Here is a 13,662-nt window from a genome sequence, read left to right as displayed (position 1 = left end):
CAGGTGGACCATGGGCCTGGAACGGATCGTTGATATCGCGACCGATGGACGGCACCTGTCGGCCCATCGGGGTTTCATGCTGGTCAGCGAGGACAGGCAGGAGGTAGGCCGTGTCCCGCTGGACGACATCGCGGCCGTCATCGTCCATGCCCATGGCGTCACCTGGACCACCAGTCTGCTGGTAGCCCTGGCGGAGAGGGGCGCCATCATGGTGTTGTGCGGGTCCAACCATGCGCCAGTGGCGCTCTGCCTGCCAATCGACGGGCATCATGCCCAGAATGCCCGCCTGCGCGCGAATGGGACGCAGGCCGCCCCCTGGTCAAGCAATTATGGCGGCGCACGGTGGTCGCCAAGATCGACTGGCAGCGCACCGTGCTGCTTGCCCATGGCAAACCTGCCGATGCCTTCGACCTTCTGGCACGTAAAGTGACATCGGGCGACACCGGTAACGTTGAGGCGCAGGCCGCACGCCGGTACTGGCCCCTGCTGATGGGGGACGATTTCCGGCGCGACCGCGACGCCGCCGATGCCAACGCCATGCTGAACTATGGCTATACGGTCATGCGTTCCCTCTGTGCCCGCGCGGTCGTTGCCGCCGGGCTGCATCCATCCATCGGTATTCACCATGCCAACCGCGGCAATGCCTTCGCCCTCGCGGATGATCTGGTGGAACCGTTTCGGCCCCTTGTGGATAGCCTGACAGTACGGCTTCTGGACAAGGGTGTCGTTTCGGTCGATCCGGCGGCCAAGCGTGCCTATGCAGGCCTTATCGCTTTCGATCTTCCGGGATCGGCCGGTACCACCACGGTGGCAGTCGCAGCCAACCGTGTGGCGCAAAGCCTAGCTCTCGCTTTCACGCTGGGCCGGTCGGATCTGCTGGAACTGCCCCCTCCCCCGCCAACGGCGGCGCTGGCCGATTTGGGCAGACTGGTGTCATGACGGCCACACAACTCAGCGGGTATCGGCTCATGTGGATCTTCGTGATGTTCGACCTGCCTGTAGCGTCGAAGGCGCAATCCCGTGCCGCCACCAAATTCCGTGAATTCCTCCTGGACGAAGGCTTCGAGAAGAGCCAATTCTCCGTCTATGCACGTTTTTGCAGCGGCAAGGAGCAATTCGAAACCTATATGCGGCGAATCGAAGGCAACCTTCCAGCCCAGGGAGAGGTGCATGTCCTCACTTTTACCGACCGGCAGTACGAAAATATCGTGCGTTTTTCCAGCCAACGCCGCCGGAAACCGAAGAAAAACCCCGACCAGCTGGCTCTGTTTTGACCGATCCGGCCCGATTTGCAGGCACAGAAAAGCCATCATACCCTTTAATATCAAGGGCATGATGGCTTATCTATAATAGCCGCTCAGAGATCGCGGTCCAGCGGCAACACGCCGTTCTTGCATTCGAAATCGCGGGGGATAATAGCCGCTCAGAGATCGCGGTCCAGCGGCAACGGCGCGGCGGTTCCAGGCGTCGGCGCGCTCATAATAGCCGCTCAGAGATCGCGGTCCAGCGGCAACGACACCTGGATATCAGCCGTGGGCGGCAATATAATAGCCGCTCAGAGATCGCGGTCCAGCGGCAACTGCAGGTAGTAGCGGGTTTCGTCCTTGCTGATAATAGCCGCTCAGAGATCGCGGTCCAGCGGCAACTGGGTTGGGGGCGGGTGTGCGCGGGGGGGTATAATAGCCGCTCAGAGATCGCGGTCCAGCGGCAACGTGGAACCGGCGGGCAGCTTCATGCCCTTGATAATAGCCGCTCAGAGATCGCGGTCCAGCGGCAACCGCTTGGCATCCTTCTCCAGTTCGGTCCACATAATAGCCGCTCAGAGATCGCGGTCCAGCGGCAACAAACAGCGTGAGCTGGAGGCGCTGCAAAAGATAATAGCCGCTCAGAGATCGCGGTCCAGCGGCAACATACCTCTCTATCTGGCATCAAGGATGAGAATAATAGCCGCTCAGAGATCGCGGTCCAGCGGCAACGTTCCACCGGGTTGAGGGGCCGCTGATCACATAATAGCCGCTCAGAGATCGCGGTCCAGCGGCAACTGCGGGGGCGGCGTGTCGTCTTTCACGGCGATAATAGCCGCTCAGAGATCGCGGTCCAGCGGCAACCGCCGCATCGGAGGCCAGGACATTTTGGCCATAATAGCCGCTCAGAGATCGCGGTCCAGCGGCAACACCTTGCCCGCGCTATGACCGACGCCGATCATAATAGCCGCTCAGAGATCGCGGTCCAGCGGCAACACCTGGCTAATCGTCAACCCGGTCCATAAAATAATAGCCGCTCAGAGATCGCGGTCCAGCGGCAACAACGAACGTCGCGCGGAAGAGAGTTCCGCCATAATAGCCGCTCAGAGATCGCGGTCTAGCGGCAACTGTCCTGGCATCGCCGTTATCCAGGCCGCCATATGAGATAGAACTCCGACCCATAGAAGTTCTGCCGACCGGTCAGGGGTGAGCCTTGCCGATAAGGCGACGCGTCCTAACTCTCTCGTCATGCAAGAGCTTCTCTCCCTTCCCACCCCCGTGCGCCTGCTGGGCCTGTCCGGGGTTCTGCCGCAGGTGCTTTGCCTGGGCGCTGCCATGCTTGTCCCTTCGGTCCCGGAAAACAACGCACCCGCAGCCATGGGCCTCGCCTATGCCGCACTGATCCTGTCCTTTCTGGGCGGGTTGTGGTGGATGGCGGCGTTGCAGCGGGGGGTGACGGCGTCGGCACCCTATATCCTAGCGGTGCTGCCCAGCCTTCTGGGGTGGGTCGCTTTGTTCCCGGTCGCTCTTGGCTTTGACAATGTGCATTCCGCCCTGGGGTTTGTGGGGGTTCTGCTGTTGTTGAGCCCGCTGGTGGACCGGTATCTGGGGCGCAGCATTCCCTTGCCACCCGGCTGGGTCCGGTTGCGGATGATGATGGCGGGCGGGTTGGGCCTGCTGACCATCGCCCTGGCCCTGGTGTGAGGTCCGCGATGGCGATGCGGCGCGCACCGGTCACTGTTTGGTATGACGGGGCCTGTCCGCTGTGCCGGCGGGAGATTGCGCTGATGCGGCGGCTGGACCGGCGGCGGGCCATCCGGTTTATTGATGCTGCTGATCCGGGTACGGCCTGCCCACTGGACCGCGCCGACATCCTGTCGCGGTTTCATGTGCGCGAGGGGGAGCGGATGCTGTCCGGTGCGGCAGCGTTTGCCGCCATGTGGCGGGCCATTCCGATGCTTCGGCCCCTGGGCATTTTGGCCGGATGGCGGCCCGTCACACCGTTGTTTGAGGCGGGGTACCGGATTTTCCTGCGGCTGCGGCCGCGACTGCAAAGGTTATTGCGATGAATGACCGTTCCCGCCCCGTGCCGCAGGCCCGGTTCGCCCGGTTGGCCGCCTTTGGACAGATGGCGGGCGGTGTGGCGACCGGCATGGTGGGCGAAGGCTTGCGCCGGCTGGCCCGCGGAGAGCGACCGCAGATGTCCGACCTGATCCTGACGCCCGGCAATGCGCGCAAGGTGACGGAGCAATTGTCCCGCCTGCGCGGGGCGGCCATGAAGCTGGGCCAGATGCTGTCCATGGATGCGGGCGATGTGCTGCCGCCGGAACTGACCAGCATCCTGGCGCAGCTGCGCGACAATGCCCATATCATGCCGCCGCCACAGCTGGACCGCGTGCTGATCGAGGCCTGGGGGCCGAACTGGCGCCGGCGGTTCGCGCGGTTCGACCCCACGCCCATCGCCGCCGCCTCCATCGGGCAGGTCCACCGCGCCACCCTGCCGGGGGGCCGCGAACTGGCCATCAAGGTGCAATATCCGGGTGTGGCGGCCAGCATCGATGCCGATATCGACAATGTCGCCACCCTGCTGCGCCTGTCGGGCCTGCTGCCGGCCAGTTTGAACATCACGCCCCTGCTGCTGGAGGCCAAGCGCCAGTTGCATGAGGAGGCGGATTACCAGCGCGAGGCCGCACAGATGCGGCATTTCAAGGACCTGCTGGCCCAGGACGACCGGTTCCTGGTGCCGGAGCCGGTCGAAGACCTGCTGCGGCCCACGGTTCTGCCCATGGATTTCCTGTCGGGTCGGTCCATCGACACCCTGGCCGACGCGCCGCAGGCCCAGCGCGACCGGGCCGTGGCGGCCCTGCTGGACCTGGTGTTGCGCGAGCTGTTTGTGTTCGGCCATATGCAGACCGACCCCAACTTTGCCAATTACCGCTGGCAACCGGAAACGGGCCGCATCCTGCTGCTGGATTTCGGGGCGGCACGTGCGGTGGAACCGGCCACGGTCGAGGGGTATCGCGGCCTGTTGCAGGCGGGGTTGGGCGGGAAGGTGGAGGCCATCCGCGATGCCCTGCTGCGCATCGGGTTCATCGCCCCGGCACAATTGCAGCGCCACGGGTTGGTGATTGAAGAGATGATCGGCATTCTGCTGCGCCATCTGGACCGCAGCCGGGGCGGCCTGTTCGATTTCGCCGACCGCAGTTTCGTGGGCAGCCTGCGCGAACGCGGCGCGCCCATCCTGGCCGACCGCGCCAGTTGGACCGTGCCGCCTGCCGACACGCTGTTCGTACAGCGCAAGATCAGCGGTACCGTCATGCTGGGCGTGAAAATGCGGGCCAGATTGCCGTTGATCGAGATGCTAACGCCGTTCGCGGGGTAACGCCGCGCACCATCCCCATCCTGTCAGGCCCCTTGCCAGGAACCGTCGAACAATGGTCCTGTGATTGTCTGTTCCCGCCCCGGCCACAGACCCAGGAGACAAAAGAGTGACGGATCAGTCCCAACGCGAGCCGACGCTGGCCCGCAATGTGAACCTGCCGCAGCTAGCGCTTTATGGTTTGGGCAGCATGCTGGGGGCCGGCATTTATGGGTTGATCGGCAAGGCGGCGGGGGAGATGGGCAATGCCGTGTGGCTGGCCTTTCTGGTCTCCATGGTCGCGGCCCTGCTGACGGGCCTGTCCTATGCATCACTGGGCTCACGCTATCCGCGGGCCGGTGGTGCCGCCTATGTCACTCAACGCGCCTATGGCTGGCCCTTGCTCACATATCTGGTCGGGCTGACAGTGATGGCATCGGGTTTGACGTCGGTCGCGACGCAAAGCCGGGTGGTGGCGGAGGCGCTGACGCGGCTGCCCATGCTGGAAGGGGTGCCGGTGATGGCCCTGGCGCTGGGGTTCCTGCTGCTGATCGCCGGGATTGTGTTCCGGGGCATCAAGGAAAGCATGTGGGTCAACATGGCCTGCACATTTATGGAGGCGGGTGGCCTGCTGGTGGTGATCGCCGTCGGCATTCCGTACTGGGGCGGGGTTGACCTGCTGGAGGTGCCGCCCACGACGGGCGGGATCGATGCGGCCATGATCCTGCAAGGGGCGGTGCTGACCTTCTTCAGCTTCATCGGGTTCGAGGATACGTTCAATGTAGCGGAGGAAGTGAAGGACCCGCAGCGTACCCTGCCCTGGGCCATCATCATCGCCATGGCGGCGGCCACGGTCATCTATCTGGCTGTCGCGATCACGGCGGTGTCGGTCGTGCCGTGGCAGGAGTTGGCCACAGCATCCGGCCCCCTGGTGGAGGTGGTGAACCGCGCCGCGCCCTGGATACCGCCCGTCGTGTTTGTGGTGATCACGGTGTTCGCGGTGTCGAATACGGCGCTGCTGAACTATATCATGGCGTCGCGCCTGGCCTATGGCATGGCGCGGCTGGAACTGCTGCCGCGTCCGCTGGGCCGGGTGCATGCGGGGCGGCGCACGCCGCATGTGGCCATCGCCACTTTGCTGCTCATCGTGACGGCCCTGATGCTGTCGGGCGATATCGCGCAACTGGCCTCGGCCACGGTGCTGCTGCTGCTGGCGGTGTTCACCATCATCAACATCGCCCTGCTGATCCTGCAGCGCCGCCCGACAGAGGCGAAGGGCGTGTTCGAGGTGCCGTCCTTCGTGCCCGTCGGCGGGGCGATGATCTGCGCCCTGCTGTTCGTCAACCGGCTGACAACGGGCGACTGGAAGGCCCCGGCGCTGGCCGTGGGCATGCTGGCGGGTATTGTCGTGCTGTACCTGATCATGCGGCCCAAATGCGTGGACAATCTGGACAATGCCGATGAGGTGGCGGTGGATTAGGGCCGCCTCGCCTCTGCCATCGCCTGGGTGCGCAGGTCGGTGCGGAAACGCTGCAAATCGTCGATGCGCTGATAGGGCAGGACGGTTTGCAGGTTTTCCGCCGCCTCCCCCCCCAGCAGGGCCAGCATGTGGCGGGCCAGTTCCTCACCATCGCGGCGCTGCGGCTGGTAGTAATAGGTGACGCCCTGTTCGAACGGCATGCGGAAGGGCATGCCGCCGAACCCGATGATGCGCAGATCGCCTTGGGCCGGGTCCCTGCCCTGCTCCTGGGCCGCGTCCATGGCGCCGAACATTGATAGCTGATTGGCGCAGACGATGGCCGTCACGCCGGTGTCGCGCGCCAGAAGGTCACCCATCGCCGCCTGACTGGCCCAGACGGACAGGGGAGAGGTGACCAGCAGCGACCTGTCCCAGGGCAGGCCGAGATCAGCCAAAGCCCGCTGATAGCCCCGCAGCCGGAAACCGGCATAGGTCATGCCGCCTGTGGGATTGAACAGCGCGATGCGTTTATGTCCCTCCGCCGCCAGACGGGTCACCGCGTCATAAACGCCGCCTTCATCATCATGATCGACAAAGGCGTGGGGGCTGTGGAGTTCGGTGCGCCCGAAACTGACGAAAGGGAACTTGAACTCCAGGCAGAAGCGCGCCCGTTCATCCATGGGGGTGGTGCGGGAAAAGATGATGCCGTCGGCCAGACGCTGCTGAAACACGCGCCGCACAGTTTCCAAGGGCGACTGGCTGGCCGTCTGTGCCAGGACGATGAGGTTGTAACTGTCGGTCTCCAATGTGCGCGACACGCCCTCCACCTGCGCCAGGAAGCCGGCATCGCCGTAATCAGCCACCTCGGGCGCAAAGAAGACCGAACAGATCTTCATGGTGCGCCCGGTCCGCAGATAAACACCGCCGGCATCGGGCAGGTAGCCCAGTTCCGCCGCCGCCTGCTTCACCCGCGCCACCGTGTCCGGCTTCACCTCCGGCCCGTCCTTCAGCGCTCGCGACACGGTCGTGATCGACAGGCCCAGATGTTCAGCCAGGGTTTTCAGATTGATGCGCGGAGGAGATGGCATGGCGGTCGGTCAGGTCACCTTTGAAAGCGGCAGAGAGTAAGATTATTCGCCCGTCATGGGCACTGTATTCTCATGCATCACGCGGCGCATGAAATCGAAGGACGCCTTGGGCGTGCGCTTGCACGTCTGATAGTCGACATGCACCAGCCCGAAGCGCTTGTTATAGCCATGCGCCCATTCGAAATTGTCGAGCAGCGACCAGGGCATATAGCCCCGGATATCCGCCCCTTCCGAAATCGCCCGGTGCATGCCGGCCAGATATTCCTGGTAATAGGCGATGCGGTCCTGGTCATCGATACGGCCATCGGGGCCGGGAATATCCAGGAAGGCAGCGCCATTCTCCGTCACGAAGACAGGCGGGTTGCCATAATCGCGGCGCAGGCCATCCAGCGCCTGATAGAAGGCGTGGCCGTCGATGCCCCAGTTCATCTCCGTTCGGCGCAGATATTTCGGCGGCTCGACAATCCGGAACGGCCAGGCCGCCCCCTCCACCGGCGACAAGTATGTCGGGAAATAATGGTTCACCCCCTGGTAATCCACGGGCCGGTGGATCTCCGCCATGTCGCCCGCCTGGATATGCGGGGCGAACCGGTCCAGCACACTGTCGGGATAGCGGCCCAGATGGACGGGGCCTAGGAAAACCCCGTTCCACTTATCCTCAAACAATTTCACCAGATGGGCGTCACGGTCCGCAAATTGCGGCAGGGGGCGGCCCGTATGGACAGGCAGGACGAAACCGACGGGAACGCCCGGTGCCAGATCACGCACCACCCCCACGGCCCGTCCATGGGCCAGGTTCAGGTGATGGGCCACGCGCACAGCGGCGCGCGGGTCGGTCAGGCCGGGGGCGTGCCGCCCCTCCTCATTCCCGACCCAGGCGCAGACCGATGGTTCGTTGAAGGTGACCCAGGTTTTCGCCCGGTCGCCCAGGCGGCGCACCATCAGGGCCGTGTAATCGGCAAACCATGACGCGCTGTCGCGATTGACCCAGCCGCCCCGGTCCTGCAACGCCTGCGGCAGGTCCCAATGGTACAGGCAGGGCCAAGGCTCCAGCCCGCGTTCCAGCATGCCATCGACCAGCCGGTCATAGAAATCCAGACCCTTCTGGTTGGTGGCCCCCGTCCCGTCCGGCTGCACCCGGCCCCACATGATGGAGAACCGGTATTGCTGCGCGCCCAGGTCCCGGATCAGGTCCAGGTCCTCGGCCCAGCGATGGTAGTGGTCGCAGGCGACGGTGCCGGTATCGCCATTGGTTACGCGGCCAGGGGTGGCGCAATAGGTGTCCCAGATACTGGGTCCACGCCCGTCATCGGGCGCCCCGCCTTCGATCTGATAGCTGGAGGTGGAGACACCCCACCTGAACCCATCCGGGAAACGCATGATTGGATTCTTTCGCCGCTGAAAGGGAGATGGTCAAAATCGTAACGTTTCGAAAAATGCAGGTCCAGTAGAAATCACGGCCTTACCCTAGTTATCCATATTTGACATTCGCGGTTCCGCGTCCATACTTCCAGGAAATCGAAACGTTTTGGATTGTGCGACGCGATGAAGGTCAGGGCCAAATCATGCTGCGTCGCCGCAAAAGTTGCGGTCATCGCCTGCATCGCCCTGGGAAGCGGTGCATCAGGGGCGCAGGAACTGGAGGTCATGCACTGGCTGACCTCGGGCGGGGAATCCGCGTCGCTGTCCGTTGTGCGTCAGGCGTTCCGGGACCAGGGCGGGGTGTGGCGTGACGCACCGGTGCCGGGCGGTTCGGCGGCAAGGGCCGCTGCCGTCAACCGTATCCTGGGTGGCAACCCGCCGCCGGTGTTTCTATTTTCGCTGGGTGCGCAGCTGCGGGAACTATCCAGCCACGGGCTGGTGGTTCCGGCACCGGGGGCGGGCGATGAATGGGACCGGGTCTTGCCGCCGCTGCTGGCCCGGTCGGCCCGGCATCAGGGCCGATACATGGCAGCCCCCCTGAACATCCATGGTGAGAACTGGATGTTCTACAATACCGCCCTGCTGCAACAGGCGGGGCTGGAGGTGCCGCGCACATGGGACGCCTTCATCGCGGTGGCGGCAAAACTGAAATCCATGGGCAAGACGCCTATCGCGCTGGGTGGGCAGCCTTGGCAAGAACGGCTGCTGTTCAACGCCGTCCTGCTGGGCGTCGGCGGGCGGGATTTCTACCGCCGGGTCTATGAGGCGCTGGAGCCCGACGCCCTCTCCTCCCCCACCATGCTGTCGGTGTTTCGCACCTTCGCCATGCTGCGCCCGTTTGTGGATGAGGGCAGCCCCGGACGCCGCTGGAACCAGGCCACTTCCATGCTGATGCGCGGCGATGCGGCGTTTCAGTTCATGGGCGATTGGGCCAAGGGCGATATCAAGGCAGGCGGATTGGAGCCGGGGGTGCAGATCGGCTGCGCCCTGGCCCCCGCCCCGGACCCTGCCTACATCATGGTGGTGGACGCCTTCGCCTTTACCCAACCGCGCGACGCAGGCACGGCAGAGGCACAGAAGCGTTTCGTGTCGGTGATGATGGACCCCGCGGTACAGGCCGGGTTGAACCAGGCCAAGGGATCGATCCCGGTGCGTACCGATGTGCCCGACGATGGTTTCGATACTTGCGCGAAGCAGGCCATGGCCCTGATCCGTAACCCGCAAACCAATCTCGCCTCCACCGGCATGGGCCTGTCGGGCGGCATGGCCGGGGCAGTTGACGATGCCATTTCACATTTCTGGAACGACCCGCGCCTGACACCCGAACAGGGTCAGGAATTGCTGCGCAAATCCATCCTGGCCTTCCGCTGACCCGGACCGCCAGCAACAATAATGACAAAGGGAGGACGGGATGAAGCCATCGCACCGGGCACCGGCCATCGCCCTGCTGCCGGCAGGGATGATCACCTTCGTCTGCTTTTATCTGTTCATCGCCTGGACCTTCGCCATCTCCCTGACCGGCTCGCAATTGCTGCCCAGCTGGGATTTCGTCGGCTTGCTTCAGTATGAACGGCTTTTCGCGTCGGCCCGCTGGTGGACGGCGATGGGCAACATGGCGCTCTATGGCGGGCTGTTCATCACGGGCTGCCTGACGGTGGGCTATCTGCTGGCCATCCTGATCGACCGGGGCGTGAGGGCGGAGGGGGTGTACCGCACCATCTTCATGCTGCCGCTTTCCATGTCCTTCGTGGTCACGGGCATCATCTGGCAATGGATGCTGAACCCCGGCCTGGGCATTCAGCAGGCGGTGCGCGGTCTGGGGTGGGAGGAGTTTGCCTTCAACTGGCTGGTGCGGGCCGATAGGTCCATCTACACGGTGGCGCTGGCCGGCATCTGGCAGCAATCGGGCCTGTGCATGGCCCTGTTCCTGGCGGGCCTGCGCGGGGTTGATCCGAACATCTGGAAGGCGGCGAAAGTGGATGGCATCCCGACATGGCGGGTCTATGCCGCCATCGTCACGCCTATGCTGCGGCCCGTCTTCTTCACGGCCGCCATCCTTCTCTTTTCCCTGGTCGTGAAATCCTTCGATCTGGTGGTGGCGCTGACAGGCGGCGGCCCGGGCTTTTCGTCCGACCTGCCGGCGCGGTTCGTGATGGAGCATATATTGAACCGGCAGGAACTGGGCCTGGGCGCGGCGGGTGCCTGCATGATGCTGGCCACCATCGCCGCCGTCGTCGGCCCCTATCTCTATGCCGAGGTTCGGCAGAAGAAGGGGGGCTGAGCCATGCGGCGTTTTCCGCTCTACCTGATGCTGACCATCGCGGCGCTGATGGTGCTGTTCCCGCTGTTGGTCATGCTGTCGACCTCGCTGAAACCCTTGGGCGAGATCAATAATGGCAGCCTGTTCGCGCTGCCCCAAGACCCGACCATTGGCGCCTGGGCAAAGGCCTGGGGCGGGGCTTGCATCTCCGGCACCTGCCGGGGCCTGTCGGTCTGGTTCGGCAATTCCTTTGCCATCGTGCTGCCGGCCTTGTTCTGCTCCCTCGCCCTGGGCGCGCTGACCGGTTACGCGCTCAGCCTGCGGACGGCCAAATGGGTGGACATGCTGTTCGCGGCCCTGCTGATCGGCCTGTTCATCCCGCCGCAGGTGACGCTTTATCCGATGATCGTGCTGGTGCGGGAGATGGGCCTGTTCGGGACGCTGGGCGGGCTGGTCTTCGCGCATACGGTCTGGGGGCTGGCCTTTGTCACGCTGCTGTTCCGCAATTTCTTCCTGTCGGTGCCGCGTGACCTTTTGAAGGCGGCGCGCATCGACGGAGCAGGCTTCCTGGCCAGTTTCTGGCATGTGATGCTGCCTTTGTCGCTGCCGGTCTGTGCCGTCGCCCTGGTGCTGCAATTCACCTATATCTGGAACGATTTCATCCTGGGCCTGACCTTTGCGGGTCCGGGGCAGCAGCCGGTGACGGTGGCGCTGAACGTGCTGGCCGGGTCGCAGTTCGGGCCGCAGGAATATAATGTCAACATGGCGGCGACCATGATCGCCGCCCTACCCACCATCCTGGTCTATCTCCTGTCCGGACGCCTGTTCGTGCGCGGGATCGCGGCCGGGGCCGTGAAGGGATGAGAAGATGCAACGCGTAAATCTGCAGGGCATCGCCAAAAGCTTCGGTGGCACCACTGTCCTGGAACAGATCGACCTGAATATCGAACCCGGCGAATTCCTGGTGCTGCTGGGCCCGTCGGGCTGTGGCAAATCCACGCTTCTGAACATTGTGGCAGGGCTGGAGGAACCGACGGGCGGGCGCATCCATTTCGGCGACCGCGACGTGACGGATCTGGAGCCCGATCAGCGCGACATCGCCATGGTGTTCCAATCCTATGCGCTGTACCCCACCATGTCCGTGCGCCGGAATATCGGCTTTGGCCTGACCATGCGCGGATTGGACCGGGCGGCGGTGGCGGACAAGGTGGCGGGTGTGGCCAAGCTGCTGCAGATCGAACATCTGCTGGACCGCAAGCCGTCGCAACTGTCGGGCGGGCAGCAGCAGCGGGTGGCCATTGGCCGCGCCCTGGTGCGCGAACCGCAGGTATTCCTGCTGGATGAACCCTTGTCCAACCTGGACGCCAAGCTGCGCGCCGACATGCGGGTGGAGTTGAAGCGCCTGCATGAACGCGGGCGCCGCACCACGCTGTATGTCACCCATGATCAGGTGGAGGCCATGACACTAGCCAGCCGCATCGTGGTGATGAACAAGGGCCGGGTGCAGCAATGCGACAGGCCGGAGATGGTATATGCCAAACCCGCCAACCGATTCGTGGCCGGTTTTGTCGGTGCGCCCACCATGAACTTCCTGGAAGGGGAATTGGCGCTGGTCGATGACGCGCCCGCGCTGCGCCTGGATCAGCAGATATTGCCGCTGCCGGGCCTGCGGGCCGGAACGGGGTTGCAGGTGGGGCAGAAGCTGGTGCTGGGCCTGCGGCCGGAACATCTGTCCCTGGCACCGGCGGGGGAGAGCAGGACCTGTCAGGCCCACGTGGTGATGACGGAGCCGACGGGGCCGGACACCTTTGTCCTGTTGCGGCTGGCCGGGCGGGAGGTGACGGCCCGCATGGCGCCGGGCGTGGCGCTGTCGGCGGGACAGATGGTCGGCCTACACCTGAACGGGGCCGCAGCCAGCCTTTTCGATACCGGTGAGGGGGTGCGGCTGAACTGAGGCACCCCCGCCCAATACGCGTAATAAGGGTAATTAACCAGAACCTGTTCTCGATATCGTCTTGAACAGCCTCCCCCAGGCGGGTTAATCAGGAGGGGGCTGCGCGCCTGCAGCCGGGAGAGGCCACACGCCCGGACACGGGTTATCGGAGAGGTGCTGCATGTACGGTTATCCCCAGACCATTTCCTTCCCGCAGACGATTTCCTTCCCGCAAACCATTTCGTATCCGCAGACGATCTCCTATCCCCAGACCATCTCCTGCGCCCCGGCCAACTGCGCCTATCCGCAGACGATCAGCTTCGCTCAGCCGCAGACGATTAGCTTCGCCCAGCCCCAGACCATCAGCTTTGCGCAGCCCCAGACGATCAGCTTCGCTCAGCCGCAGACGATCAGCTTCGCCCAGCCCCAGACCATCAGCTTCGCCCAGCCCCAGACGATCAGCTTCGCTCAGCCGCAGACCATCAGCTTTGCGCAGCCGCAGACGATTAGCTTCGCCCAACCGCAGACCATCAGCTTTGCGCAGCCCCAGACCATCAGCTTCGCCCAACCGCAGACGATCAGCTTCGCTCAGCCGCAGACCATCAGCTTCGCTCAGCCCCAGACCATCAGCTTCGCCCAGCCACAGACCATCAGCTTCGCTCAGCCCCAGACCATCAGCTTCGCCCAGCCACAGACGATCAGTTTCGCCCAGCCGGGCACCATCAGCTTCCCGCAACAGGCAGCGGGTGGGGCGCAGGCACCGGCGGCACCGCCGCAGACGGGTGTGGCTGGCAATCCCTGGGTGACGCAGACGACCTACTGCCCGCCGGCGGCCTGAGATCCGCGTGTAGGGGGCCGGTAGGGATGCTACCCTGCCGGCCCAGTTGCCCAGCCCTTG

The 13,662-nt window shown here is 64.2% G+C and carries 14 protein-coding genes and 1 CRISPR repeat array; of the genes, 12 read left to right on the top strand and 2 right to left on the bottom strand.

The genetic code is table 11. The annotated features are described in order from the left end of the window. The first annotated feature begins 10 nt into the window (after positions 1-10). From ACT6Q8_RS01965 to ACT6Q8_RS01935, 7 genes are all read left to right on the top strand, one after another. Positions 11-430, top strand: a complete 420-nt coding sequence (locus ACT6Q8_RS01965) for a CRISPR-associated endonuclease Cas1 (protein WP_444732468.1) — start codon at positions 11-13, stop codon at positions 428-430. Further along, the gene (gene cas1 / locus ACT6Q8_RS01960; RefSeq protein ID WP_444732467.1) at positions 343-939 is read left to right on the top strand and encodes a type II CRISPR-associated endonuclease Cas1; all 597 of its coding nucleotides are present in this window, start codon (positions 343-345) and stop codon (positions 937-939) included. The genes ACT6Q8_RS01965 and cas1 overlap by 88 nt, the downstream gene beginning before the upstream one ends. Then, positions 936-1,274, top strand: coding sequence for a CRISPR-associated endonuclease Cas2 (cas2, locus tag ACT6Q8_RS01955; RefSeq protein ID WP_054165965.1), 339 nt, complete (start codon positions 936-938; stop codon positions 1,272-1,274). Before cas1 ends, cas2 begins: the two co-directional genes overlap by 4 nt. Positions 1,275-1,346: 72 nt before the next feature. Next, positions 1,347-2,372: direct repeats of the CRISPR family, unit length 36 nt; unit sequence ATAATAGCCGCTCAGAGATCGCGGTCCAGCGGCAAC. 120 nt (positions 2,373-2,492) lie between these two features. Beyond that, positions 2,493-2,948 (top strand): DUF3429 domain-containing protein, encoded by a 456-nt coding sequence (locus ACT6Q8_RS01950; protein ID WP_444732466.1) that lies wholly within the window; start codon positions 2,493-2,495, stop codon positions 2,946-2,948. Positions 2,949-2,956: 8 nt separating this feature from the next. Further along, complete coding sequence (locus ACT6Q8_RS01945; RefSeq protein WP_444732465.1) at positions 2,957-3,313, top strand: DCC1-like thiol-disulfide oxidoreductase family protein; 357 nt, start codon at positions 2,957-2,959, stop codon at positions 3,311-3,313. After that, a complete protein-coding gene (locus ACT6Q8_RS01940; protein WP_444732464.1) occupies positions 3,310-4,626 on the top strand; it encodes an ABC1 kinase family protein in 1,317 nt (438 codons plus the stop codon). Before ACT6Q8_RS01945 ends, ACT6Q8_RS01940 begins: the two co-directional genes overlap by 4 nt. A 106-nt stretch (positions 4,627-4,732) precedes the next feature. Then, positions 4,733-6,082, top strand: coding sequence for an APC family permease (locus ACT6Q8_RS01935; RefSeq protein WP_444732463.1), 1,350 nt, complete (start codon positions 4,733-4,735; stop codon positions 6,080-6,082). On the opposite strand, the gene ACT6Q8_RS01930 is transcribed toward ACT6Q8_RS01935, so the two are convergent. Continuing rightward, on the bottom strand, positions 6,079-7,149 hold the full coding sequence (locus tag ACT6Q8_RS01930; RefSeq protein WP_444732462.1) for a LacI family DNA-binding transcriptional regulator: 1,071 nt from the start codon (positions 7,147-7,149) through the stop codon (positions 6,079-6,081). The genes ACT6Q8_RS01935 and ACT6Q8_RS01930 overlap by 4 nt on opposite strands. Before the next feature lie 42 nt (positions 7,150-7,191). Beyond that, positions 7,192-8,529, bottom strand: a complete 1,338-nt coding sequence (locus tag ACT6Q8_RS01925) for a GH1 family beta-glucosidase (RefSeq protein WP_444732461.1) — start codon at positions 8,527-8,529, stop codon at positions 7,192-7,194. Between the two features lie 267 nt (positions 8,530-8,796). On the opposite strand from ACT6Q8_RS01925, the gene ACT6Q8_RS01920 reads away from it, so the two are divergent. The 5 genes from ACT6Q8_RS01920 (at position 8,797) to ACT6Q8_RS01900 (ending at position 13,602) form a co-directional block, all read left to right on the top strand. Next, on the top strand, positions 8,797-9,942 hold the full coding sequence (locus ACT6Q8_RS01920; RefSeq protein WP_444732460.1) for an ABC transporter substrate-binding protein: 1,146 nt from the start codon (positions 8,797-8,799) through the stop codon (positions 9,940-9,942). Between the two features lie 40 nt (positions 9,943-9,982). Beyond that, entirely contained in the window at positions 9,983-10,852 is an 870-nt protein-coding gene (locus ACT6Q8_RS01915) for a carbohydrate ABC transporter permease (protein WP_444732459.1), read from the top strand. 3 nt (positions 10,853-10,855) lie between these two features. Then, positions 10,856-11,695, top strand: a complete 840-nt coding sequence (locus tag ACT6Q8_RS01910) for a carbohydrate ABC transporter permease (RefSeq protein WP_444732458.1) — start codon at positions 10,856-10,858, stop codon at positions 11,693-11,695. Between the two features lie 4 nt (positions 11,696-11,699). Next, a complete protein-coding gene (locus ACT6Q8_RS01905; RefSeq protein WP_444732457.1) occupies positions 11,700-12,785 on the top strand; it encodes an ABC transporter ATP-binding protein in 1,086 nt (361 codons plus the stop codon). Between the two features lie 160 nt (positions 12,786-12,945). Continuing rightward, positions 12,946-13,602, top strand: coding sequence for a hypothetical protein (locus tag ACT6Q8_RS01900; protein ID WP_444732456.1), 657 nt, complete (start codon positions 12,946-12,948; stop codon positions 13,600-13,602). Positions 13,603-13,662 lie beyond the last annotated feature (60 nt).

This window comes from Niveispirillum sp. (assembly GCF_052437035.1).
Taxonomy (GTDB): Bacteria; Pseudomonadota; Alphaproteobacteria; order Azospirillales; family Azospirillaceae; genus Niveispirillum.
This window is presented reverse-complemented; position numbering and strand designations above follow the sequence as displayed.

Bases quoted from the DNA above. Each gene is read 5' to 3' on its own strand.
- ACT6Q8_RS01940 (WP_444732464.1), top strand. From the start codon at position 3,310: ATGAATGACCGTTCCCGCCCCGTGCCGCAGGCCCGGTTCGCCCGGTTG.
- ACT6Q8_RS01965 (WP_444732468.1), top strand. From the start codon at position 11: ATGGGCCTGGAACGGATCGTTGATATCGCGACCGATGGACGGCACCTG.
- ACT6Q8_RS01900 (WP_444732456.1), top strand. From the start codon at position 12,946: ATGTACGGTTATCCCCAGACCATTTCCTTCCCGCAGACGATTTCCTTC.
- ACT6Q8_RS01915 (WP_444732459.1), top strand. From the start codon at position 9,983: ATGAAGCCATCGCACCGGGCACCGGCCATCGCCCTGCTGCCGGCAGGG.
- ACT6Q8_RS01925 (WP_444732461.1), bottom strand. From the start codon at position 8,529: ATGCGTTTCCCGGATGGGTTCAGGTGGGGTGTCTCCACCTCCAGCTAT.
- ACT6Q8_RS01920 (WP_444732460.1), top strand. From the start codon at position 8,797: ATGCACTGGCTGACCTCGGGCGGGGAATCCGCGTCGCTGTCCGTTGTG.
- ACT6Q8_RS01930 (WP_444732462.1), bottom strand. From the start codon at position 7,149: ATGCCATCTCCTCCGCGCATCAATCTGAAAACCCTGGCTGAACATCTG.
- cas2 (WP_054165965.1), top strand. From the start codon at position 936: ATGACGGCCACACAACTCAGCGGGTATCGGCTCATGTGGATCTTCGTG.
- ACT6Q8_RS01910 (WP_444732458.1), top strand. From the start codon at position 10,856: ATGCGGCGTTTTCCGCTCTACCTGATGCTGACCATCGCGGCGCTGATG.
- ACT6Q8_RS01950 (WP_444732466.1), top strand. From the start codon at position 2,493: ATGCAAGAGCTTCTCTCCCTTCCCACCCCCGTGCGCCTGCTGGGCCTG.
- ACT6Q8_RS01905 (WP_444732457.1), top strand. From the start codon at position 11,700: ATGCAACGCGTAAATCTGCAGGGCATCGCCAAAAGCTTCGGTGGCACC.
- ACT6Q8_RS01945 (WP_444732465.1), top strand. From the start codon at position 2,957: ATGGCGATGCGGCGCGCACCGGTCACTGTTTGGTATGACGGGGCCTGT.